Here is a 21,877-nt window from a genome sequence, read left to right on the forward strand (position 1 = left end):
ACCGGTGGCTCAGCGCCTCCGACTTAGTCGCCCTCGCAAGGGGCAGTGGTCTTCTTTCGGATCATCGACAGGCTAGGGAATTCACCCTGGATGCGATCAAAGAGCTCGTTTCCGAAGGATCATTGGTTCCGGGGGCATTCGGAACCGGCCAGTATCTGCCCTGAACGCTGACAGGCTCGGATGCGGCGCGCAAGGTCGAGAGCGAGTGGAACACGAGCGCCATGTCCCGCACATGGTTCACGGCAAAGGCGAACCTGACCTCGTCCGAGCTCGGCAATCTTCCACTCAGAACCCCTCGGCACTCTGCACGCGAAACCATCGAAGCTCCGTCGGCGGTCAGGGGCAGCGAGGCGACGGGACCATGGGTCCAGCTCACCAAGAGCACTCGGTTGCAGGCCACCATACCGCCGGACTCCGCACCCCCGACGTGGAAAGGAAGTTGGCTTCGCAGGGGGCTTTGGCTCAAACGAGCCGCCGCTGTCGTCGTCATCGCATTGGTCTCAGCTTGGCTCGGATGGGCCATCATCGCGGGGATCAAACACACACTCGCCAGCTACACCAAGAACGACGGGACGGTCACGGCACAAACCGATACCTCGGCACGCCGCGTTTCCTCGTGTCAGCTGGACGTCGACTACACCGTCAACGGCCACCAGCTGCACAGCGTCGCCAAAGTCAACGCGAAGTGCAATACTCTGCCCGGGCCCGGGTTCCGGACAACGATCGACGTCGACACAGCCGATCCGCATGACATCTGGATCGACGGCGCCAACGACGCGAACCATCCCGATCCCGTGACCATGGGCATATTTCTGCTGATCCTCCCGACCGCAATCGCCCTCGTACTCAGGAATGAGCTAGGAGACTATGGCGGAATCCGCAAATTACTTGCCTCCGGAGCCCAGTGGCGTCAGGTCGAGGTCACGGTCGCACGGAAGACCGCCGCCCGGAACGGCGTCACGATCCGCCTCGAAGCGAAGGACCACGCAGGAAACCGGCGCTCGTTCTATATCTTCTACCGATTCTCAAGCCCGATCGGCCCTGCAAGTAAAGGCGACAAAGTCACCCTTAAGCTCATCGCGGACGGCAAACGGCTGGCCCTCATCCAGAGGCAGGACAACGGCCGCATATGCGTGGCACGCATCAGCAGAGCCATTTAGCCACAATCGGAGCCCCCTGCCGGATTCGAACCGACGACCCCCGCTTTAGGCCCAGGCGCCTCTGCGCGCCGGGAATATGGTCGCTCTCCCCCGGAATCTAGGGGTTTTTGCGGGCAATGATGGGCGATGATTTGTCATTGGTTGCCGCTCATTAAGGTGAGTTAAAGGTGAGTCGGTCGCAATGGTTCCGCCAGTGATGCCCGACCGCTACCCGTCCAAAACCCTCACAGCCGATACTTCCTCCTGTCCGCCGAGAGGGATTTCCGCAGCCTCCCGCTGGTCCTTCATGGTCGACGATCTCCTCCACAGCCGACGTCTGGCACCAAGGAACGACGAGACCCAGCAGTGGTGGACCCGATACACCTAAAGCTGCCCCAAAGTGAGGATTAGGGGCACCCTCCGAGTTTCAGAGCGGAATGTGGAGACCTGCGACTAACGCGGGGCTTCCCCATGGTCCAGGCCTGGCGTCGGCGGCTCGCCTGCCGTCGTGGCCTGGTTCTTTTCAGCCGGGACGTCACCCACACAGATGCGCGGGGCCGGGGCACCACGGGAATATCACCTGGGAGCCAAGCCGGCTTCTCAGGCGCTCAGGGGGCTACCGCCGGGGTTGCGGGCGGCGATCCCCACCGTCACCACCGGCGGGTGGCACAGAGTAGAAACTGATTGAATCATCGCGAAAGGGCACGCGCGTGCCCGTTCTTGAAGACTATTTCAGCCCGCGTCCGGGTCGCCCATTCGCTCGTGCAGTCCGCCGAAGAGTGCAACGCACTGTCCAAGGACCTGTTCTTTGCTTATGACGGCAAGGACGACGAGCGGATCGAGATGCTCAGGGTCCTTTCCTCGAGGCGTGGCGGGCTGTGACCCGCAACCTTCTAACCGACACGCTGAAATCCGCAGTTATCACGGGCTCCCCGCCGGTGCGTCCCTGGGCTGTGGCCACCCTCGAATGGGACGGGCTGCGCTGCGAGCCCCTGTGATGTTCCGTGGAGGAGGAGCTACCCGATCCGCTCGACGCTGCCGCCGCCTACGACGGCTTGCAACTATCTTCTTTCGACGAAGTGATGGCCGGCTACGAGGCGTGCCTGGTGCAACTGCACCAGCGGAGGCGCAATAACCAAGGATCAGACAGGCCCTAGTAGCCCGGAAGACCAGGCTCCTGGACCGCCCTCCCAACCACGACGCGCGGTCGTTCCTGTTCCGACGTCCACCCCCTCGTAAAGAATTGAGGTAGCAACGGCGGGATCCGCACCCTCGGCCAGGTCCGGCTGCTAGCTATACATCCCACGTCCGCTGGGCACTACCGATTCAAGTCGGCCAGGCGGTTGCTAGCTTTCAGGAGAAAGACGATTAGCGAACCCATCCGGGCGAAAAGGTAGTCCTGCGCCTCCTCGGGCACCGGGTGCTTGTCGGTCTCGTGATGACGGATCATGAACTGGTTGCCCACAGCCGTAAGAGCAATCATCTCGGCGCTGGTGACCGCACGGAACTCGGCACTGGTGATATTGTCCAGCAGCACATTGGAGCTCTGCTTCTTGTTACCGGAGACGTCTACTGTCTTCAGTCGTTCAAAGCCATCCCAAAGCTTTTCTAGGGCCAGCGCCCTGTCGTCTTCCTTCCGGGAGAGATAGAGACCCTTGGCCTGCACCAGGAGCCCGTCCAGCGTCGAATCACCGCTTGCCGGCGCCATCTGTCCGATAACCTGCTGCACCTCAGGGCTTCCGATACGGACAATCCGCCCTCCAGCGTCCAACTCGTACATTGTTCCTCCACGCCGAAGGATCTGATTGACCTCGTCGCGAAACTCCTTTCGGCCTGGAGCTTCAGCAAAGTCCAGTTCGAAGTGCTTCATGTATTCGTGCCACCGGCCTGGAATAGGCCTCGCAACCCGGGTCGCCGCGTATTCCGTCAAGTCCAACAGGACTCCGTCAGACTGTGTCTCCTGGAACCCAAAAGGCGACGACGCTACTTTGAACTCGGGGATCACCGCTCGCACATTGCTCCACAGCGCATCCAGATCGGTACCGCTGATTGTGTTGCCGTCGACACAGTGTTCGGGAAAATGCTGAGCGAGCCAATGCGCCCGCGCTTTGGACCTAAACAAGCTGTAAAGGCCCTCGGCGGTCGCCTTAGGAAGCGTGTCGTGCGTCCGAGGAACCGGGCCGTTCATACGGTCCGTGTAGAAATCAGAGGGTGTCATCCGCTTATTGTCGCAGCTCCGGAAAAGTTCCCATGACCGGTGTCTCATTTCCTGGCGGCTTCCATTTCACTCAGTATCGATTCGCGGGTATCGGTGCCTGAATGGCGCCATTCATCGACGTAGTTCAAGAGCCTCCCCCACGAGTCCACTTCCCTTTCTGCCCGGTGCTCTCTTTCGTCACGAGTTTCCGGTTCGGGCGTAGGACCTCCTGCTTGCGCAACGTCATTCGCACACGCGGCAACGGACTCTAAGAGGTCCAGAGGCTCATTCTCCTGGGCATCCAATCGTGCTGCTGCAATCAGGGCAAGCAGAGAAGAGACTGGAGGGTGTGCTGGCACGGCTACACCTGGCCCACCGCGTCCCAAATTAAGCATGTTCGCCCTGACACCAGCATCGTGGGCTCTCAGCGCTTCTATTCGTTGCGAGATCCCACGTAGAGATCTTTGAGGGCAGCGTCGAACCTTAGCTGTTGCTCGAAATTCACCCGATCTGACTCAGCGTTTACCCGAGCGGCCTCGGAGCTCTTAGCAATGTTTCGCGCCTGCGAGGCGATGACAACAGACACTATCGCAACTGAGAGAGACGCCAGGGCGGCGAACAAAGGGGTGACGATCCCTGTCCAAGTGAGGAACGAGTCGTCGTCGGAGAGCTTCATTGGGAATCCGACAAAATTGTATACGGCGCCAAGAAAAATAACGGGGTACATCTAGCAAGACTATCCAGCACCCGCAACGGCCGCGCGAGTAAATCGCGCACCGGAAACATCCCAACTACAACCGTCCCACTTTCTTAGAACCGGAACACCCGGTAGGCGCGTAGGAGAGTCTGGAGCACCGTGTTGAACTCCATGCGCCCGGCCGACGGGATTCCTTGTATCTGAGGATCAAACTTCCGTAAGGCCCATCACCTCATTGATGATCTCGTTCAAAATCTTGTATCGAGCTTCCAAGTTCAGGTCTGTGCAACGTCGAACGACACGGCCGAGGTTTTCTCCCCGAACGTGGGGCGCCTTGCGTCCTGTGAAGATAAAAGAAAGGACATGCCCGACAGCGTAGATTTCGTTAGCTAGTGAATAATCCTTAAAGCTGTCCAGTGTGGGATCAAGGATTGTCCCTTTCATTTCAGTGCCTGTCCGGGTCAACAGCGACTTTTGGGTCTTGTGTAGCCCAAAATCAGACAGTTTCACTTGAACAACGCCCGCGTCGTACGTCTTGACCAGAACGTTCGTAAAGCTCAAATCTCGATGCAGGACTTCTTTGACGGCAAGGTAACTGATTCCATAAAGGAACTGCAGGGCGATGCGTTTACGTTTCGCAAAGCCAAAGTTGTCCTTGTTATTGTTTTCCTCGATGTACTTGCCCAGTGCGTAGTCGCAGTACTCCATGGCGTAGCTGTTGTCAGACTCGTTGTATCGGTACACAGTCAGCACGTACGGGGAACTGAGGCTGGCGAGGACGTCGAACTCAGCCCTAAACCTGGCCAGCTCTGTTGCGTTCAGTGTCCGGCGAGCCCTTTTCACGGCTACATGCATGCCGTACTCATCGTCCTTGTACTTGTACACGTGCGCGTAGGATCCCTCACCAATGGACTTGAGAGCGTAGTCACGTCCAGATTTTTCTAGCCGGGCTATGGTGCTTTGAAGGTTTCGCCATGCATAGAGCGGACGGCCGCTGACAGTGGACTTCTCGTAAAGCTCGTATCCATCCGGCCTCAGTGCCTCGTTGAGACCGCCAACAAGAGCAGCAACTTCTTCTGGGTTGGTACGGACTGCTGGATGCAGCATTTCTGCAAGGAACCTCAACAGCATGCCATCAGAGGACAACTCGAACCTAGAATCGTTGAACACCCAGTCGAAGTCCCAGTCGTCATTGTTGACGCAATGCTGCCAAACATCCAGCTCGGCATTCTCGAATCGTGGGTCTTCACTCGGCATCGCCGCGAGATCGTAGAGTCTCCTCAAAAACTCGGGTGGATCAAATCGCCCGGCCCAGTTTCGGCCTCCAGACGTCTTCTCTAAATACTCCAAAATTCGAGTCCGAGTCACCTCGGTGATCCTGTTACCCGCTCCGACGTATTCAATCCGGCCAGCTTTACCCACCCGAAATCCCTCGCGGATCAACAATCCAGCAAGCCTTTCGCGGTCGTCAGGCGTGGCCATGGCAATAGCCCCCTCATAGACCCTGAGCACTCTTGAAACGTGCTCCCAATCTGACCATCGCACCGAAGCTTCATAATCAGACCAAAGAGACATTCGCACGCCGCTGAAGGACTGACCCGACCCGGGAGCGAATCCCTCGTCCTGCCACATCCTCTCGATGTCATGCATGACAATCCCCCGCGCCTGCTCACGAAAAGCGCTTCGCAGCCGTGCAGGAATGTATTCGATAGAAGCCATACTTGATTCTCTCAACCCACGCTGAGCTGTGCGGACGACGGCGCGCTGGGACGCCGTCCCACTTCCTTGGGACTGGGACAATCCCAGCATCGGGCTCCCCCGCACTGGCCCGCATATTCATCTTCTGCCACGCCTGCTCGTCACGGCCGGACGACTGGCAACGTGTGTGGCATGCTTCCAGCTATGGACGAGCAGGACGAAACGCCCCACGCCGTGGACGACTCGCAGGTCTGGGAGACACTTCGCGCAGCCCACGGCGCCTATTTGGCGGCTACATCGCCGGCATACGACCAAGTGCTCAAGGAAGTCGCTGACCGAATTCAGGCGAGCGGCAGCATCGGTAAGGCCGATATCGGGACCCTGCTGTTCTGGAAGCGCCTCCGTGCAAATACTCCCTGGGTCAACGATCTGATGACATGGCAAGAACCGAAAGTGCGGGCGGTGACGGAGAAGGCGGTGCGCGCCGTTACCGACGTCTCGCTCTCCGTACCTCAAGCGGCTACGGCTGGTCGGGGGGAGCTGAAGCCGTTGCCTGGCTTCAGAACAGGGGACGCACTAGCATCAGCTCTCCTGCTGGCAGCAGCACCCGAGCGCATGGCTGTGTACGACCGGCGCGCCCGAGCTGGATTGAACATTTTGCATCGTCCGCTCTTGCGCGGCAGGTACGGGCGCTACATGGAGTTGGTAGAAGAACTGCGGTCGATCGCGAAGCAGCATGGGAACGCCTGGACTGCGAGAGATGTCGACGTTGCGCTCTACTGGCTCGGCGGCCCTAAGTCGCAGTCCTGAATCAACCAAAGGCGTCTCCCTGATCGGATTCGCGCGGATCTCCACCGTAGAGCAAAACCCTAACCACCAAACAGATGCACTGATCTGTGCTGGCGTCGACCCTGAAAACATCTACATCGATCACGCCAGTGGCGCCAAAGCCAGCAGGCCCGAGCTTGATAAAGCGCTCGCGTCGGCCAACCGACCCGGCGACCAGCTCGTCTTCACCCGCCTCAACCGGCTCGGACGCTCGGTACTGCACCTTGTCACTCTCGGGGCGGGCCTTCGGGAACGAGGCGTGGGCTTGCGTGTCCTGGAGCAAGGCATCGACACCGCCACCGCGGAAGGACGGGCGATGTTCGGGATGCTCGCCGTCCTGGCTGAACTCCAGCGCGAGCTCATTATCGGCAATACCCGCGACGGACTCGCGGCCGCCCGCGCCCGGGGAAAAAGCGGAGGCCGACGTCCGAAACTGACGCCCGACCAAGCCAATCACGCCGAACAGCTCTACGACGCCGGGAGCCACACCGTCCAACGCATTGCCGACCTGCTTCAAGTCCCGCGCTCAACGATCTACGGACACCTCAACAAAAGCAGCATCGGCCGCCAGCTTGTGCCATCAAAGCCCAAGGGCACAGCATAATTTGCCGCCCTTCTCACGCCACTTGCGCCCGGCGAGGAACTATGATTGGGCCCTATGCCTCGGCCAACTGCAGTCATGGGGCCTTATATGGGGAAGAGCCTAAGAAGCGTGATCAGAACGATATGTCGAAGCTTTGGTGCGTGTGATACCTTGAAAGCGGTTGTTCAGTTATGACTGAACACGAACACTGTAAGCGACTGTTGCCAGATTGCGACACCGTTCTGGCGATGGTTCGTAGGTCGGGGGCATGCGATGCAGAGGAATTCCTGGGCAGTTTGGACCGGCGGTTTCAAGCGAAGTACCTTCGGTACTTCGAGCGTCTACGCGACCATCACAACATCAAAAGCCCAGAAAATCTTCGACACCTTGCCAAACGCGACGAGCTCGATATCTTCGAGCTTAAAGCGGACAAGTACAGGCTGTATCTGATCCGGTACCACGTAACTTGGTACGCGACTCATGGGCGGCCCAAGCCGGCCGATAGCAGAGTGAATAGGGAAATCCAGAAGGCTGTCAACATCTTCTGGGAGTGGAATTGAAGGGGAGGGGCAATATGGAGACCTCAAACGTCTTCCCTGTCGGGGACGCCACGTTTCAGGCGGTTTACGCCGAGGAAGCCGCGATGGTGGATGCTAGTGAGCTGATTGCCCTCGCGATGGAAAAGGCACAGGTCGGTCGCTCTGATCTAGCAAGATTACTGAGAGTTCCCCGCAGTGAAATCACGGCCAGACTCTCGGGAGACCGCAACATCACAGTTCGAAATCTAGCCAAGACACTGCATGTTCTGGGCGCGCGCCTGGCGCTCGACATCGAAGTCGAGGAGCCAGTTACTACTCCTTCCCGCGGACAATTGATTCGAGACGCCTATATCAACAGCGGCGGACCTCGAACCCGGCACGTCCACGAAACTCACCAGAATGTGGACCGTATCAAGGACTTGGTGCGGCCGAGACCATGACTGAATTCAATAGGGCCTTCATTCTCGTGGACCCCAAAGTCCTCAGCGTGGAGGCACATTCCGACCATGAAGCAGAGGACCACTTGCAGTGGACGGCCGCCTACTCCAAGGAAGAAGTCGTTGAAGCCGGTCGGGTAGTTATCGGCACATTACATGGCGCAAACAAGGAAGCCGGTTTCACCGTTACTATCGGTTCTCTCTTCTTGGATACCGGGGCTGCTGAAACTGATAGGGACTATGCCTTGGCAGTCGAGGGCTCTGAGGCCCTAGAAACCCTTTACGATTTTTGCCGCCAGCAAGCGGGCATCATCATTGGCATGCTCGGGTTGAACGAAAAGTTTGACATCCCGTGGAAGGCTCCAGAAATTGAGGTCACCATCCTCGAGGAACGAACTAGCAGCGATGACGACACTACTCAGGGTGAGCATCGCTCATTAGAGGCAACTGCCACTCCCCATGTCGAGGAGGACGTGGTCTAGTCTCTGACTTCAGGTGACCCGGCCAAATCTCAGTTTGGTCGGGTCCGTGTCTGACGCCCTATTCTTGGCGAATGAGCCCATTTCGGCCTGCCCGATTCGCACGGTTTTCCTGACCTGCTCTCAAGCAAAAGCTGGCCGGAGGGAATTGTTTGGCACTATACGAATGCCGCAGGCTTGGCCGGGATCATCCGGGAGAAAGTCCTCTGGGCCAGCTCGACGGCGTTCATGAACGACCAACATGAACTGCGCACAGGTGCGGAGTTGCTCCAAAGCCTCATAAATAAGCACCAGCATTACCTGGCCCCTGATACGTCGCCGTGCATTTGATCGTGCGGGTCCTACGTACGTAGTCGTGACCAGCAATTGTGCGGAGTGGCGAGCGGGCCATCGCAGCACGGTGATCGACCGGCTTACGGGCAGCCTCAGGAAAGGCAAGAAGGGGAAGGCCATGCGCGAAATAGTGTGCATTTGTGTCCCGCGCGTCGCAACTTCGTTGAGCCGCAGGAAGATTGACGCGTGCGATAGTTGCGGCATGAAGCCGGGGAACGGATTGTCTGCCGGGCGTGTTCCAGTACCCCCGACGAGGGGCGCATGTCTGTGAAGCACCCACTTCTACCGCAGGGTCTGCCTCATGAGACGAAGTGCTACGTGTGCATTGATGTCTTCGACGGAATTAGGCCGGTGCTCTATGTCGCCCGGCCAGACGGGGATTGGTGCGCGCTCTGCGGAGATGAGCATCCAGATGATGCGGGCGTGTACCGAGTCGTTGGCATCGGCCATGTAATCGATAGGGACCCGTCAGTCTCTGAGGTCCTCGACCTAGGCCCGAACGAAGAAGCGGAGCGATCCGCATTGGGAGAACAGTGGGCTCGGTCAAGCTTCTAGGGCCTGTCAAACGCACCGCCGATTAGGATCGTCCTCGGAGCGAACTGTGTCGCGTTCGCAGAGGGATGCTCAAATGAAACTGGCCGGCGCTCTGCGCTGGACAGGCCGTCTGTGAAATTCGTCGGGCTCTGAGGTCGGTGATGGTTGTGTGGTCGTGTTTATGCTGTCTTCATGGGTAGCTGGGGTACTGCGATTTTTTCCGATGACGTGGCCGCTGATGTGCGTGCGGACTGGCGGGAGGGGATCCTCGGCAGAGTCCCTCCCGAGGAACTGACGGCAAAGCTCATCAATTCTTATGCGGCGCAGGCGGACGACCCGGACGACGGTGTGGTGTTTTGGCTTGCCTTGGCCGCGGCCCAGCATGAGACAGGTCGACTCCGTCCCGACGTGCGGGACACGGCACTGGACATCCTTGACCGCGGGGGCGACGTTGCCCGCTGGGAAGAGGAGGATCCTGGCCTGGCGAAACAGCGGCAGCAAGTGCTGGAGAGGCTACGGAGGAAGCTGGCCGGACCGCAGCCGGCACCGAAGCGTTTGAAGCGTCCCGTGCCGCACGGTGTGGCGTTTGACGTCGGTGATGCTGTCCTGCTGCGGTCTCCGGGCGGTAAGCGCGCGATCGTGGTGGTGGTAGGGCATAAACCCGGCTGGCCAAAAGGCACCGAAAACCCGGTAGTGGAACTGCTGCTATGGGAGGACGCAGGAGAGCTGCCGACGCGAGAGTTCATGGCCACCGCGCCGCCCCTGTTTACCGACAGTGAAGTCCCCAATCCTTTCAAGCAAGGACCGGCCAGGATACGGCCGGAACTGTTTAGTGTCCTTACAGCGCAGAAAGCCTCAGCGTTCAGCGCGGACATCGGTGAGGTGATCGCCAAGGGCATTCCCCGGCCTCCGGCGGGCGAATACCGCGACGGGTCCGTGATGAGTGGCGACGTCATCGTGTCCGGGGTTCAATGGAGCTGGTTCGGCGTATTCATGTACCAACCCCGTTACGAGGCGATGCGTGAACTGACGCGTGCCCGCACGGGCCCGCGGAGGAAACGGTGGACGGACCTCTTCAAAAAAGGTGGCCTTTCATAACCAGTGAGGCCGTGCAGCATTCCGCAACGAGAATGGCCCACCGGGCCCCGCCTGCAAAGAGCCGGCTCAACGTTCGGCTATCGGGCACCGAGGGTGCGGTGATCGATCCTTCAACGGACGGACGGTGACGTCTACTGCCGTGAGGGAGCGGCCCGGAACCCGGTGCGGCATGATGGTGGCATGCTCGTGGAACAGATTCGGCACTGGGGTAAGGCAGCTTTCGGTGCCCCTGCAGCGGCGGACGCTGTTCTAGCGTGCGAAGCCCAACTAGGGTACAAGCTCCCTGACCAACTTCGGCAACTCCTGGCAGAGACGAATGGCATCGAGGGTGAGTACGGTCTGGGCCTGCTTTGGCCCACGCACCGAATTGCTGAGGACAACGCCTATTTCCGGAATAATTCAGACTTCCGGCGGCTCTATATGCCCTTCGCGGGACTCGTCTTCTTTGCTGACGCTGGCAACGGTGACCAGTTCGCCGTCTCTCTCACCGGAAATCACGAGATCTACGTCTGGAACCACGTGGATGACAGCCGTGTATGGGTCGCACCGACCGTCATGCGCTACCTCGAGGATTGGATGACCGGGACACTCAAGGTCTGAGGAGCACGATCTATCGCGACGCAACGCCGGGTCCCCGGCAACGTCACGAACCGTAGATAAGCGTCTCGCGAACGTCGAACGGGCGCAGACTAGGTGGACTCAAGCAGAAGATTCACGGCAGCGAGTTCCTCAGATGTGAAGACATCCTTGTTCTCGGACAGCAGGTCCGCGGGTGTGCGACCTGCGTGGTCTCGGGCGCTGCGATTCGCGCCACCCTGACTGAGGGCTTCGATTGCTGAGACATTCCCGCGGACGATCGCTTCGTGTAGCGGTGTGGCCCCTCCGTCACCGGCGGCGTCTACATCCGAACCGGCCGCGAGGAGAACCTCGACCGCCCTGCGACCAGCTCCGACAGCGTAGTGCAAGGCAGTGCGTCCGGTGTTGTCGCGCGTAGCTACATCAGCACCGGCCGACAGGAGAAGCCGCGTCAGAACCAGCCTGGAAGCGTCATAGAAGGGCTCAAGCTCGTCGACCGACTCCATCAACGGCGTCACATCGGCAGCTGTGTCAGAACCGTAATTGTCAACAGAAGCACCGGCGTCCAGCAGTTCGCGGACAAGGGCGACGTTGTCGCTCCACACGGCGAACCCCAAGGTGCGTGGGGTGCTCGGCTTCGAGGGCATGGTCTAAGCATCCACCAAGATTCGCTGCTCGTTCGGAGGTGCGCCCCAATCCCTGCAGACAGATTTTGTTCAGAGCGTCCGGTAAAGGATCCCTCAACGGACACAGGACGCCCCTGAGGCCGCAAGCAAGCCTCCTCCGCGAGCCCGACGGCATGCTGTGTTGCGTACGCAGCCTGCGGCTAAATCCCAACGTTGTAATTTGGTCTGCCGGCTGTCACATTTAAAGGTGGAGGCCGGGCGCGTCAACGCCCGGCCTCCGAGGGGCCTAGGGCCCGAACTATTCCAGTCCGAAACTCTAGGTCCCTCCTTCCGAGCAGTCAATTACTAAGAGCAAGGATACGTATGGACATCCCAGTGGATAACAAGCGAGTCAGGACCCTGTTTGCGGGACAAGGGATCGCGGAGTTCCTGACATCGAAGATGAACGACTACGCCGAGGATCTGGCGCGATGGAATCCCGGCGGTCTTCTGGCAACATCGCCCGATAAAGTAGCCGCTGAACTCCTCAAACGCCATGGAGTCATGGGCCTCAGAATCCATGAGCCAGACGGCACGCCGGACTCCGTCGACAGGACCGTGAACCTCGGCCGGGAGTACTCATTCCATGACGTGCGCAGGTCTGTAAAGGTGTACCGGCTCGCTGTCCCTTTTACCGGGGATGCTGGACTGTTTTCGATCCGTCCGACGACATACACTCTTAACCCGCCAGCCGGCCACGTAGACAATTCCGGGCGCAGGCTCACGGTTGAATTCGTCAACCCGGCGGGAGAGGCCCCCGACCCAGAGAAGATCGGCAAGAGCTTCGCTGAGGTGCTGCGTAGCGTCAATTGGCACCTCGACCAACACCGCGATGCAGTGGAAGGTCACAACACGCGGATCGCGGACCTTGGGCCGATACAGCAGCGCATCGCCGCAATCAAGGCAGAGCGGGACATCCTGAGCAAGATTCCGCTCCCCAAGATGAGCGGTTCGGAGGGCTGAGGGCTGCGCATTGGTGGTAGAAGGGAGCCGCTCCGGTCGCTGGAGCGGCCTCTTTACGTCTTGGGTTTTGAGGGCTTCTGGAGCGTATGAACTTGAGTGCGGCGTCCGCTGGCCCGCCGTACCTGCGCCAATCCGGGCTCGGGAGCTATGCGGACATACTCGAAACGCACGGTTGGAACTAATGACGGGGCCTCGATGGTCTAACGAATTGATGGGGGTACGGCCGTATGGGCAACCAGCAAGCAGAATCTTGGAAGCCCCGGATTGAGCTTTCAGCTTTGGCCAAGGAGTACGGCCGCGCCGACCTGGCTTCTAGGACCCGCATCGAGAAGGCCCCACCACGAAAGTGGAGTGAGCTGATCAGCAGAATCGACGATGAGGTCACAAACCTCCTTAGGCACAGAGCAACTTGGCACACCTTCCTTGAGGCCGCTAAGAGAAGTCCAGTCGCGCACGCACAGCCGTATTTCGCGCAATGGGTGGGTGAACTCTACGCCTCAACAGCGGCGCTGGGGATTCGGAAGATGGTGGATGCAGATTCGAGGACAGAATCCTTCACTCAACTGTTGACACGGCTGGCGGAGCAGCCGCACCGAGTCACACGAGAATGGTACATAGGCGGAACGCAGGTTGCCATCGCACTTCACTTGGATCAGACCTTCACCCGAATCGCTGATCCTCACTATCAAGGGCATCTGGAGGGAGCGATTCCCTCCGCGGATCTGGCGGCATTGCGTGAAGCATCAAAGAAGGTTGAGAAGTATGTCAATGAGCATGTCGCGCACGCTCAACTGAGGCCGACTGCTGACCTTCCCTCATACGGCGACGTCGACGCTGCCCTTGACCTTCATTTCGATCTGCTGAAAAAGTACCTTTTTCTTCTTCTGACCTCGAGTGATCGAATCGAAGGGCCTCCGATCTTTCAGTTTCCATGGACCCGGGTGTTTTACGAACCTTGGCTTACGGCAGAACCTAAACGAGACCTGGGCGGTCCTGACATATAGGCTCCAGAGCATCGCCCACTTCGTGTCAACGAGTCTTTCGAGGGCACCTCGGGCTCATTGAATTCATGACCAACCGAAACTCCTTGGCAAGTGTCCGGTAGAAGATCCCTTACCGGGCGCCGCTCCGTACGGCGCAGCGGGCGGTAGTTGTCGAAACGGAGGCTACGGCCGGCCGCTGTTGTCGTCACTGGGCTGCGTCCGGGTCTCCCGGTTCCGTTGTCCTGGCGAGGAACCTGCCAGCACGCAGGAAGTCGCGAACAACGAACATCGTCCCAATCACCAAGACAACCACGCCAGCCCCCATGAACCATGCGATGAACCCTGCTCCTCGTATGACTTGGGGAATGAATACAAGCGGGAACATGGACATCCAGATCAGCTGTGTGGCGACATTCTTTCGCAGTTGCACAGCGGCGGCCCGCGAGACGAGAAGATGCTCCGGATCAACGGGGGTCTTCCCGAGAACCTGGCGCCGGATGTCTTTCCGCTCTTCGTCCTCCAGGGAGAGCAGCACGGCTATCCTGCCGGGTTCCACTGCGGGCCGGATCTTCTTCGCGTTGTAAATGAGTCCGCCGATGGCGGCACCCAGCCACGCGAGGAAGAAACCTAACAGCAAAAATGACGGCCAGTCCGCCGGGACGCCTCCGAAGACCAGCATCCCGCCCACTGTCCCCACCGCGACAAGGATAATTACCCCGGCCGGGAAATAGAGCGTGTAGTACGTCTTCAGGGCACCGCCGAGACCCAGGTCTGCAATTCCCTGTGCTCTTCTTGTGGCGGTGTCCCAACGGTCCTCGGACTTGGGTATGAGATCGTCGATTCCGGTCATCGTCCGGTTCCCTGGGCACGAGTCGAGATGCAAGGGCCCCCGGCAGTCCTCCGCCGATGCCACTGAGCCTGATGCTCAAATCTTGAGCTATCTCCGCCCATAAGCCAACAGCATGGGAATTGACGAAAAACTTAGGGAACGGCCAAAAAGCTAAACATTTCCCGTACCACCGCCCACACGGACTGTCCGTTCAAGGATCCCAAGTAGGGATGCAGAGTCACAAGGCCTTCGCTATGGGGAGAAGTTCGCGCAGGCTTCGAATCGTAAGGTCTGGGACAGCTTTCGGGCTCGGGGCGCCTTCCCTGTTGAGCCAGACCCCGGTCCAACCTGCGGCTTGGGCTTCTGCAATGTCATTGGCCAGTGAGTCGCCGACCATGATCCGCGGTTCCCCGGGCAACAGGTCCGAAGCGATGTCGAAGATCCGGCAATCTGGTTTTTCGACGCCGTGCTCCTGTGAAAGGACGGCGGCCTGGAAGTAATCCTTCAGGCCGAGGCGTTTCGGGTAGGAGTTACCGTTGGACAAGAGGGCGACATGGTGGTTTCGTCGCAGCTCTGCCAGCACTGGCAGGACGTCGTTGTAGAACATCACATCCGCAAAGCGACGCTGCAGGTAAAACTCGTTGAGATAGGCCGCTAGCTCGTCGTCCCGCAATCGCAGGCGGGCGAGGCTCTGCCTGAAGGCCTCGAACCGCACGTGCTCGAGGTTGGTCACGCGGCCCCGCAACCGTTCCGCGACGACCTCCCTGTCGGTGAGGAACGCCTCGACACTCATGTCTCCTCCGGTCCCGGGCCGAAGCCTGCGGAGCTCGCCGATCGTCGCTGCCAGTGCCCGCCGCATCATCGCCTGGAAATCCCACAGCCCCTGGTCACCATCAAAGAAGAAGACTGCCACACGGGCCATCAAAACAGGCGCGTGCCTCCGGCGCGATCCGTGTCGCGGAAGTCCCTACCCGGTCAATAGGATGAGCCATGAGCAAGAAGGTGAATCGCGCCATTTGGGGGGTGGTGGGGTTTCTGCTGATGTGCTGGGTGATCTACCAGCTATTGGGATGGATCGGCGTTCTGTTCCTTGTCGCGGCCGGAGCCCTCGGCGCTGCCTCATCAATCTTCGTCAATCGGAAGGCGAAGCGAGACGAGCAAATCGCACAGTTCAGGAATCGACTGCCCGACAATGGCTCTTAGCTGAAAAATCGAGGTACCGACGACCGTTAACGGCGTGGACGCAGCTCGCTGTGATCGCGCCAGGCCTGGGTGCCGTCGTCCTACTCGACGGCCCGTTCATCGGTGCCCGTTCGCTCCACGACGACGGCCTGCTCCCAGCCAGAGCCGTCCCGGCGCGCGACCTCGACACTCATGCCGTCTGGGAAAGGACCGTGACTGGCGAGGTAATCGGTCACGATGTCCCGCAGAGTTGCCTGCGAAAGGCGCCGCGCATCTGGCGCGGCGAGCATCCTGCTCTCTAGGCCGTCGTGCTCCGCCCAGCGTCATACACTTCTACGGGCTCACCCGCACCAATGTAACGAGACGTCGCCAAGCGGCACCACAATTCTCACTCCTCGGCCCGCGGAAGATACTTCCGCATCACGTACACCTCTGGCACCCAAGGCTAGAGCCGTGAGCATCGGCTAACGGTGTGTCATGTAGCAGACGGGCTCGTTGTTGATGAACCGACGTGAATGGGAAGACTTGCGGTGAATGTGGTCAAGACTTCGAACAGTCTCGCACCTCGCAGCGATTCTGCTCTACGAGCTGCGGCAACGGGCAGCGAGACCGCCGACGGCGGACACGGAGACGGCCATGACCATGTCCATCGCCAGGCTCTCCGCGCAGGCGGGTCTGAGGTACCTGTTCAAGACCACGATGATGGATGACGTCTCGCCCACTCCCCGAGACGCCACCACTTACTACATGAAAGCCGGGGCACCACCAGGACGCTGGCTCGGTAGCGGCCTGGGCGGCATCACCCGAGCCCGCGGCGACCCAGTCACCGAAACCGATGCCAAAGCCATCTTCGACGAAACCGTCCATCCGGACACCGGCGCTCCCCTGGGCCGCCCGCACGGCCAACCCACCATCGCCCAAAACACCCAAGGACAAACCAGCACCCGCCGGCCCGTCGCCGGATTCGATCTGACGTTCAGCGTCCCCAAATCAGTCTCCGTGCTCTGGGCGCTGAGCCCCCGGGCCCTCCAAGACCAGATCCTTCAAACCCACCACGACGCCGTCACCGCCACCCTGGAATGGCTGGAAGAGTCCGTCATCCACACAAGATCCGGACGCAATGGCGTTGCCCGCATCGGCACCACGGGAGCCATCGCCGCCGCCTTCGACCACTGGGAGTCACGTTCAGGGGACCCGCAGCTGCACACGCACCTGGTCATCGCCAACCGCGTCCAGCGGATCACCGACGGCGCCTGGGTCACCCTCGACTCAAGGACGCTCTACAAGGCCGCGGTTGCCGCCAGCGAACACTACAACGGTCTGCTCTTCGACTCCCTCCACCGCCACCTCGGGACCGACATCAGCATCCGGGAGCCCGAGGCCAGCACCCACAACCCCAGCCCGCAGCTCACCGGGGTCCACGACACATTGATCCGCGAATTCTCCCACCGCTCCCGCCTCATCGATCGAGAAACCGACCGCCTGGTAGCCGCATGGACCGAGGCCCACGACACTCCCCCAACGGCGACCACCACCATCAAGCTCCGCCAGCAAGCAACTCTCTCCACACGAACCCCCAAAGCCGAGACCATCGCGCCCCTGCACCAACTCTCCGCACAGTGGCGGGCACGCGCCGAAGCCACGGGCTTCGACCCCCGACTCATACTGGCCAACACCGTCCGGAGGTCACGGACTGCCCCTTACCGCTCGTCAGACTTCACCGCCGAGTGGGTGGACGCCGTCGCGTCGCTCACCCGGGAGCGGGTCGCCACCAAGCGCGCCACCTGGAACCGTTGGAACCTCCTCGCCGAGGCCGAACGGGTCTGCGTCGCGATCCGCTGCCACACACCGGCGGACCGGAACTCCCTGATCGACGCCGTCGCCACCGCCGCCGAAACCCAATCAGTCCCCCTGAACGATTACCGGTACAGCGTCCCCGCGGACGCGCAGCCCGATCTGCGTCTCGGCAGGCGGAGCGTCTTCGACTTCCACGGGTCCCGCCTCTACACCGACGCCACCACCCTCGCGTGCGAGGAGACCGTCATGGAAGCAAGGAACGACGACGGCGGCCCAGCCGTCCGGCCAATGGTCGCCATGGATGAACTCGCCGGCTACCAGCACCACGGCAAATTCGGGCTGCACGACGACCAGCGGGCCGCCGCTGCACAGATCCTGCTAAGCGGAAACCGGCTCGACGCCGTCGTCGGACCCGCCGGAACGGGTAAGACCACCGCCCTCGGCGCGGTCAAGGCAGCCTGGGAAGCAGAGTTCGGTCCCGGCAGCGTAGTCGGATTGGCGCCCGCGGCGGCGAGCGCCGAGGTTCTCGGGCGGGAACTGTCCATGGTCGCGGAGAATGTCGCCAAGTGGCTGTACGAGTCCGCCGGTGAGGGGGCCAGTCGCCGGGCTGAGCGGTTCTTCGATGCAGAGCGGCGGCTCACCAATCCTGTGGCTAAGTCAAGCCCGCAGACCGCTCTGCTCGCACAGAAAGCCGCTCGGCTCTCCGCCGATCAGGACCGGTGGCGGTTCCATTCGAACCAGCTGGTTGTCGTCGACGAGGCCTCGATGGTGTCGACCCTTCAGCTCGCCGCGCTTGTGGAACAGGCCCGGGACGCCGGAGCAAAGGTCCTGTTGGTGGGTGATCCGGGGCAGCTGGATGCCATCGACGCCGGCGGTGTCCTGGGCTGGCTGGACCGCCAGGGCAAGACCGCCCGGTTGAGCACCATCTGGCGCTTCGAGAACGCCTGGGAACGGGATGCCTCGTTGAAGCTCCGTGCCGGGGACGTCGCAGCCATCAGCGACTATGCCCAGCACCAGAGGATCAGGCACGGAACCTATCTGGACATGGTCGGTCAGGCATATCTGCACTGGCAGTCCGACATCCGTGCGGGAAGGTCGTCCATCCTGATTGCCGCCGACAACGACACCGTCAGCATGCTCAACGAACGCGCCCAGGCGGACCGCGTGATCCAGGGTCTTGTAGACGCCGAACAGACAGCACTCCTGGCGGACGCGCTGTGGGCCGGGCGCGGTGACACGGTCATCGCTCGCCGCAACGACCGCACCGTTGCCGACAGCAACGGTGACTTCATCCGCAACGGCACTCTGCTCGACGTCGTGCGTGTCGGCAGGCGCGACGGCTCGCTGGTGGCGGTCCGGAGGGACACCGGTGCCATCGTCACACTGCACCGCGAGTATGTCGAGTCGGCCCTGGAACTGGGATACGCGACCACTGCCCACCGCTCCCAAGGAATCACGGTCGACACCGGCCACACCGTCGTCACCCAAGGACGTCTCACCCGCGAGCTTCTCTACGTCAGCATGACGCGCGGACGCGGCGGCAATTACGCGTACGTCGGCGAAAACGACCCCACCGACCACGAACCGCTGGACCCCTCCCTGCAACCGCAATGGCAGGAGATCCTCGCCGAAGTGCTCGCGGCAGAAGGCGCCGAACGCACCGCCCACGAAGTCCGCGACGCCGAACCGTCCAGCGCCGACAGCCTGGAACGGCTCAGCGCCGAATACGACTACCTCGCCCAGATCGCAGCCGCCGAAGACCTGACAAGGTTCATCAAGGCGCGCGCTCCGGAGATTGATGAGTTGTTGCGACAATCCCCCTCGTGGGGCGCGGCCGTCGCATCCTGGCGCCGAGCGACCGCGGCCAGCCGGCCCGGGGCTCAGCGGATTGTCACGGCCGCTTTGGAAACAAGCGGCGGTGCAAAGGACGTCGCAGCGGTTCTGCACGCCCGGCTCGTCGACTTCTCATCCCGCATACCGGCCGGCGACCGTGCCGTCATCCCCGAACCACTTCATACCAACCGGCCCGACCTCGCTGACATGGTCAACCAAGTAACCCATAAGATCAGGCAGCGGGCCAAGCAAGTCGCGTCGGCCGCTTTGACGCAGGACACTGAATGGAAACGAAAACTCCTCCAAACGCTCCCGCCGAACGTGACGGCGACAGACACCGCCCGCCTGGTCGCCAGGGTTGCCATCTATAGGGACCGCTGGGGTATCGACGACTCACCCCTCCCTCTGGGACCTGCACCGGCAGACCACGATTGGGAACAGTCATCGCAGTACGAACACCTCAAGCGCGTTGCCGACCGGGCTTCGTCCCAAGCCAACCGGCAACAACAACCCGGTCCATGGCTGGAAGATTCGATCTCCCCACAGATCAGCCCCATTACTGTCGGTTGGCAGCTCTGACATCAAGATCACTCTGCTCCTCCGCACGGTCATGCCGTCTGCACCTTTGTCCCCCATGAAGTGGGAACAGAGCCTGACCGTATGTCAGGTGACCAAGACCACGGAGACTCCAATGACGACGACGCCAAATCGCAACCAGCCCGTCGAGGTTGACCAACAGTGGCTAACCCCGAAGGAGATCTGCGCACAGCTACAGATCCCCGAACAGACCTTCTACCAGTGGCGGGCCAAGCACATCGGGCCACACGCATACCGCATCGGCAGGCACCTGCGAATCAGGCAAAGCGACTTCGTTGCCTGGCTGTCGCTGCACGCAGAGCCGTAACCGGCCCAAAACCTGCACGCGATAAATGAGCAGATACCCACTGCCCCTGGGAACATGGGGTCTCATCCGCACTGACCGGGCAACAGCAAGAAGCTGGCGTGCACGGGCCAGATACCGGGACCTCGACGGGCAAACGCGAAAAATCGAAGCCCGCGGACCATCCGCCGCAGCGGCACGGCGAAATCTCCAAATCAAACTGCAAAAAAGGCAGACCCAAGGCAACGCCCTCATCAGCGCAACAGACCAGATCCGCGACCTCTCAGAGGTCTACCTGGCAGAGCTGCAACGCTCGGACAAGGCATCGCGGACCAAAGACAAGTACGCATTCAGCGTCAAGAAGTACATCCTGCCTGGAATCGGCTCTGTCCGCATTGGAGAGACCACGCCAGGCGTCGTGGATCACTTCATTCGAAATGTTGTCGACGCGGCCGGGCCGGCTACGGCCCGCACTTGCGGGGCCGTGTTGTCGTCGATGTTCAAAATTGCGCTGCGCCACGACGCTGTGAGCATCAATCCGGTCCTAGGAATCTCTATCCCGAGAAGTCGGGCGGCAAAGCCTCAGGCCCTGGATCCGGAACAGTTTCTGGATCTGAGGACCAAGCTCATTGCTTGGGAACAGGGATCGGTGCTTGGCCGCACGAGGTCCCAGGAACTCCACCAAATCGCCGACGTCCTCATCACCACAGGCTTACGCCCAGGCGAACTGTTCGCACTGTCCTGGGCTGATGTCGACCTCCACGCAGACCCGCCGACCGTCCATGTCCACGCCACAGTCATCCGTACTTCCACCGGGGGTGTCACCATTCAAGACCACCCAAAATCCGAGCATGGATTCCGCTACGTGACCATACCGCCAAATCTCGCCGAGTCGCTTCGAAGGCGACAGCTCAGGCAACGCAGCAACGCCACTGGGAATCCCTTGGACTTGGTCTTTCCCTCATCCACAGGAACGGTGTGCGATCCGAACAATGTCGGCAAGACCTGGCGCAAAGCGGCAGACGAAATCGGATACTCGTGGGTGACGTTCAAAACGTTCCGCAAGGCCAACGCGACTCTCATCGCACGGACGATGGGCGCCGAAACGGCCGCCTACCAGGCAGGGCACTCCAAGGTGTCAATGACCCGAAAGCACTACGTCGAGGAATACAAAGAAGCGATCGACACACGGGCCGTGCTCGGCGCCTTCGACGCAGCCAACGGGGGACCAGGAGCGCCTGGCAAGACCGGCCTCCAAATCTGATTTAGGTGAGTTAAAGGTGAGTCCGGCGTCAAAAAGTTCAAATGGCTCTGACCAGAATCAACATACCCGCAGGTCAGAGCCAAACTAAGAGCCCCCTGTCGGATTCGAACCGACGACCCCCGCTTTACAAGAGCGGTGCTCTGGCCAACTGAGCTAAGGAGGCGCGCCCCGGTAAACCGGGACTAATGCCCCGGACTAGCCGGAGCTAAATGCCCCGGCGGACCGGGGCTTGTGCGCGCGAGCGCTAGATAAGGGTAGCCCAAGACCTCCCGCCCACGGAAATTCCGCGAGGGCCAACGCCGTCGCCAGCACCGGTAACCAGCGCCGGCACCGCCGTCGCTGG

Annotated in this window: 20 protein-coding genes and 1 tRNA gene; 15 read left to right on the forward strand and 6 right to left on the reverse strand. The window is 60.6% G+C overall.

The window, feature by feature from the left end:
• The first annotated feature begins 221 nt into the window (after window positions 1-221).
• The 3 genes from ABD742_RS18920 to ABD742_RS18930 all read left to right on the forward strand — a co-directional run bounded on the left by ABD742_RS18920 (window position 222) and on the right by ABD742_RS18930 (window position 2,296).
• Window positions 222-1,160, forward strand: coding sequence for a hypothetical protein (locus ABD742_RS18920; RefSeq protein ID WP_234751406.1), 939 nt, complete (start codon window positions 222-224; stop codon window positions 1,158-1,160).
• Between the two features lie 699 nt (window positions 1,161-1,859).
• A complete protein-coding gene (locus ABD742_RS18925) occupies window positions 1,860-2,021 on the forward strand; it encodes a hypothetical protein (RefSeq protein ID WP_234751404.1) in 162 nt (53 codons plus the stop codon).
• A gap of 122 nt (window positions 2,022-2,143) precedes the next feature.
• Window positions 2,144-2,296 carry a hypothetical protein gene (locus ABD742_RS18930; RefSeq protein WP_234751402.1) on the forward strand — a complete coding sequence of 51 codons (153 nt, stop codon included), beginning with the start codon at window positions 2,144-2,146 and terminating at the stop codon, window positions 2,294-2,296.
• 161 nt (window positions 2,297-2,457) lie between these two features.
• Here ABD742_RS18930 and ABD742_RS18935 read toward each other — a convergent pair whose 3' ends face one another.
• Together ABD742_RS18935 and ABD742_RS18940 are read right to left on the reverse strand one after the other, a co-directional pair.
• On the reverse strand, window positions 2,458-3,357 hold the full coding sequence (locus ABD742_RS18935) for a hypothetical protein (RefSeq protein WP_234751400.1): 900 nt from the start codon (window positions 3,355-3,357) through the stop codon (window positions 2,458-2,460).
• Between the two features lie 883 nt (window positions 3,358-4,240).
• Window positions 4,241-5,752 carry an AbiJ-related protein gene (locus ABD742_RS18940; protein WP_344788756.1) on the reverse strand — a complete coding sequence of 504 codons (1,512 nt, stop codon included), beginning with the start codon at window positions 5,750-5,752 and terminating at the stop codon, window positions 4,241-4,243.
• 171 nt (window positions 5,753-5,923) lie between these two features.
• Between ABD742_RS18940 and ABD742_RS18945 the strand changes: the two genes are divergently transcribed.
• From ABD742_RS18945 to ABD742_RS18970, 6 genes are all read left to right on the forward strand, one after another.
• Window positions 5,924-6,541 (forward strand): hypothetical protein, encoded by a 618-nt coding sequence (locus ABD742_RS18945; protein WP_234751396.1) that lies wholly within the window; start codon window positions 5,924-5,926, stop codon window positions 6,539-6,541.
• Window positions 6,492-7,163 carry a recombinase family protein gene (locus tag ABD742_RS18950; protein WP_234751394.1) on the forward strand — a complete coding sequence of 224 codons (672 nt, stop codon included), beginning with the start codon at window positions 6,492-6,494 and terminating at the stop codon, window positions 7,161-7,163. The genes ABD742_RS18945 and ABD742_RS18950 overlap by 50 nt, the downstream gene beginning before the upstream one ends.
• A 553-nt stretch (window positions 7,164-7,716) precedes the next feature.
• Window positions 7,717-8,121 (forward strand): helix-turn-helix domain-containing protein, encoded by a 405-nt coding sequence (locus ABD742_RS18955; RefSeq protein ID WP_234751392.1) that lies wholly within the window; start codon window positions 7,717-7,719, stop codon window positions 8,119-8,121.
• A complete protein-coding gene (locus ABD742_RS18960; protein ID WP_234751390.1) occupies window positions 8,118-8,600 on the forward strand; it encodes a hypothetical protein in 483 nt (160 codons plus the stop codon). The genes ABD742_RS18955 and ABD742_RS18960 overlap by 4 nt, the downstream gene beginning before the upstream one ends.
• 1,056 nt (window positions 8,601-9,656) lie before the next feature.
• Window positions 9,657-10,562: a hypothetical protein gene (locus tag ABD742_RS18965; protein WP_234751388.1), complete on the forward strand. Its 906-nt coding sequence runs from the start codon at window positions 9,657-9,659 to the stop codon at window positions 10,560-10,562.
• Between the two features lie 180 nt (window positions 10,563-10,742).
• The gene (locus tag ABD742_RS18970; RefSeq protein ID WP_234751387.1) at window positions 10,743-11,162 is read left to right on the forward strand and encodes an SMI1/KNR4 family protein; all 420 of its coding nucleotides are present in this window, start codon (window positions 10,743-10,745) and stop codon (window positions 11,160-11,162) included.
• Window positions 11,163-11,251: 89 nt separating this feature from the next.
• On the opposite strand, the gene ABD742_RS18975 is transcribed toward ABD742_RS18970, so the two are convergent.
• Window positions 11,252-11,785 (reverse strand): ankyrin repeat domain-containing protein, encoded by a 534-nt coding sequence (locus ABD742_RS18975; RefSeq protein ID WP_234751386.1) that lies wholly within the window; start codon window positions 11,783-11,785, stop codon window positions 11,252-11,254.
• A 342-nt stretch (window positions 11,786-12,127) separates the two neighbouring features.
• Between ABD742_RS18975 and ABD742_RS18980 the strand changes: the two genes are divergently transcribed.
• Window positions 12,128-12,766 (forward strand): hypothetical protein, encoded by a 639-nt coding sequence (locus tag ABD742_RS18980; RefSeq protein ID WP_234751385.1) that lies wholly within the window; start codon window positions 12,128-12,130, stop codon window positions 12,764-12,766.
• A gap of 227 nt (window positions 12,767-12,993) precedes the next feature.
• Window positions 12,994-13,770, forward strand: a complete 777-nt coding sequence (locus tag ABD742_RS18985; protein WP_234751384.1) for an AbiU2 domain-containing protein — start codon at window positions 12,994-12,996, stop codon at window positions 13,768-13,770.
• A 184-nt stretch (window positions 13,771-13,954) separates the two neighbouring features.
• Here the strand turns inward: ABD742_RS18985 and ABD742_RS18990 are convergent, their stop codons facing one another.
• Together ABD742_RS18990 and ABD742_RS18995 are read right to left on the reverse strand one after the other, a co-directional pair.
• Entirely contained in the window at window positions 13,955-14,599 is a 645-nt protein-coding gene (locus tag ABD742_RS18990) for a hypothetical protein (protein ID WP_234751380.1), read from the reverse strand.
• A 217-nt stretch (window positions 14,600-14,816) separates the two neighbouring features.
• On the reverse strand, window positions 14,817-15,491 hold the full coding sequence (locus ABD742_RS18995; protein ID WP_344788762.1) for an HAD family hydrolase: 675 nt from the start codon (window positions 15,489-15,491) through the stop codon (window positions 14,817-14,819).
• 77 nt (window positions 15,492-15,568) lie between these two features.
• On the opposite strand from ABD742_RS18995, the gene ABD742_RS19000 reads away from it, so the two are divergent.
• The 4 genes from ABD742_RS19000 (at window position 15,569) to ABD742_RS19015 (ending at window position 21,534) form a co-directional block, all read left to right on the forward strand.
• The gene (locus ABD742_RS19000) at window positions 15,569-15,781 is read left to right on the forward strand and encodes a hypothetical protein (RefSeq protein ID WP_234751376.1); all 213 of its coding nucleotides are present in this window, start codon (window positions 15,569-15,571) and stop codon (window positions 15,779-15,781) included.
• A gap of 513 nt (window positions 15,782-16,294) precedes the next feature.
• Entirely contained in the window at window positions 16,295-19,969 is a 3,675-nt protein-coding gene (gene mobF / locus ABD742_RS19005) for a MobF family relaxase (RefSeq protein WP_234751374.1), read from the forward strand.
• Between the two features lie 112 nt (window positions 19,970-20,081).
• Entirely contained in the window at window positions 20,082-20,294 is a 213-nt protein-coding gene (locus tag ABD742_RS19010; protein ID WP_234751373.1) for a helix-turn-helix domain-containing protein, read from the forward strand.
• Between the two features lie 25 nt (window positions 20,295-20,319).
• Window positions 20,320-21,534 carry a site-specific integrase gene (locus tag ABD742_RS19015; protein WP_234751371.1) on the forward strand — a complete coding sequence of 405 codons (1,215 nt, stop codon included), beginning with the start codon at window positions 20,320-20,322 and terminating at the stop codon, window positions 21,532-21,534.
• A gap of 89 nt (window positions 21,535-21,623) precedes the next feature.
• On the opposite strand, the gene ABD742_RS19020 is transcribed toward ABD742_RS19015, so the two are convergent.
• A tRNA-Thr gene (locus tag ABD742_RS19020) sits at window positions 21,624-21,697 on the reverse strand.
• Window positions 21,698-21,877 lie beyond the last annotated feature (180 nt).

It is taken from the genome of Arthrobacter ramosus (assembly GCF_039535095.1).
In the GTDB taxonomy this organism is placed as follows: domain Bacteria; phylum Actinomycetota; class Actinomycetes; order Actinomycetales; family Micrococcaceae; genus Arthrobacter; species Arthrobacter ramosus.

Excerpts from the sequence above, each read along its gene's own strand:
- ABD742_RS18920 (WP_234751406.1), top strand. The coding sequence starts at position 222 with ATGTCCCGCACATGGTTCACGGCAAAGGCGAACCTGACCTCGTCCGAG.
- ABD742_RS18935 (WP_234751400.1), bottom strand. The coding sequence starts at position 3,357 with ATGACACCCTCTGATTTCTACACGGACCGTATGAACGGCCCGGTTCCT.
- ABD742_RS18940 (WP_344788756.1), bottom strand. The coding sequence starts at position 5,752 with ATGGCTTCTATCGAATACATTCCTGCACGGCTGCGAAGCGCTTTTCGT.
- ABD742_RS18945 (WP_234751396.1), top strand. The coding sequence starts at position 5,924 with ATGCTTCCAGCTATGGACGAGCAGGACGAAACGCCCCACGCCGTGGAC.
- ABD742_RS18950 (WP_234751394.1), top strand. The coding sequence starts at position 6,492 with ATGTCGACGTTGCGCTCTACTGGCTCGGCGGCCCTAAGTCGCAGTCCT.
- ABD742_RS18955 (WP_234751392.1), top strand. The coding sequence starts at position 7,717 with ATGGAGACCTCAAACGTCTTCCCTGTCGGGGACGCCACGTTTCAGGCG.
- ABD742_RS18960 (WP_234751390.1), top strand. The coding sequence starts at position 8,118 with ATGACTGAATTCAATAGGGCCTTCATTCTCGTGGACCCCAAAGTCCTC.
- ABD742_RS18965 (WP_234751388.1), top strand. The coding sequence starts at position 9,657 with ATGGGTAGCTGGGGTACTGCGATTTTTTCCGATGACGTGGCCGCTGAT.
- ABD742_RS18970 (WP_234751387.1), top strand. The coding sequence starts at position 10,743 with ATGCTCGTGGAACAGATTCGGCACTGGGGTAAGGCAGCTTTCGGTGCC.
- ABD742_RS18975 (WP_234751386.1), bottom strand. The coding sequence starts at position 11,785 with ATGCCCTCGAAGCCGAGCACCCCACGCACCTTGGGGTTCGCCGTGTGG.
- ABD742_RS18980 (WP_234751385.1), top strand. The coding sequence starts at position 12,128 with ATGGACATCCCAGTGGATAACAAGCGAGTCAGGACCCTGTTTGCGGGA.
- ABD742_RS18985 (WP_234751384.1), top strand. The coding sequence starts at position 12,994 with ATGGGCAACCAGCAAGCAGAATCTTGGAAGCCCCGGATTGAGCTTTCA.
- ABD742_RS18990 (WP_234751380.1), bottom strand. The coding sequence starts at position 14,599 with ATGACCGGAATCGACGATCTCATACCCAAGTCCGAGGACCGTTGGGAC.
- ABD742_RS19000 (WP_234751376.1), top strand. The coding sequence starts at position 15,569 with ATGAGCAAGAAGGTGAATCGCGCCATTTGGGGGGTGGTGGGGTTTCTG.
- mobF (WP_234751374.1), top strand. The coding sequence starts at position 16,295 with ATGTGGTCAAGACTTCGAACAGTCTCGCACCTCGCAGCGATTCTGCTC.
- ABD742_RS19010 (WP_234751373.1), top strand. The coding sequence starts at position 20,082 with ATGACGACGACGCCAAATCGCAACCAGCCCGTCGAGGTTGACCAACAG.
- ABD742_RS19015 (WP_234751371.1), top strand. The coding sequence starts at position 20,320 with ATGAGCAGATACCCACTGCCCCTGGGAACATGGGGTCTCATCCGCACT.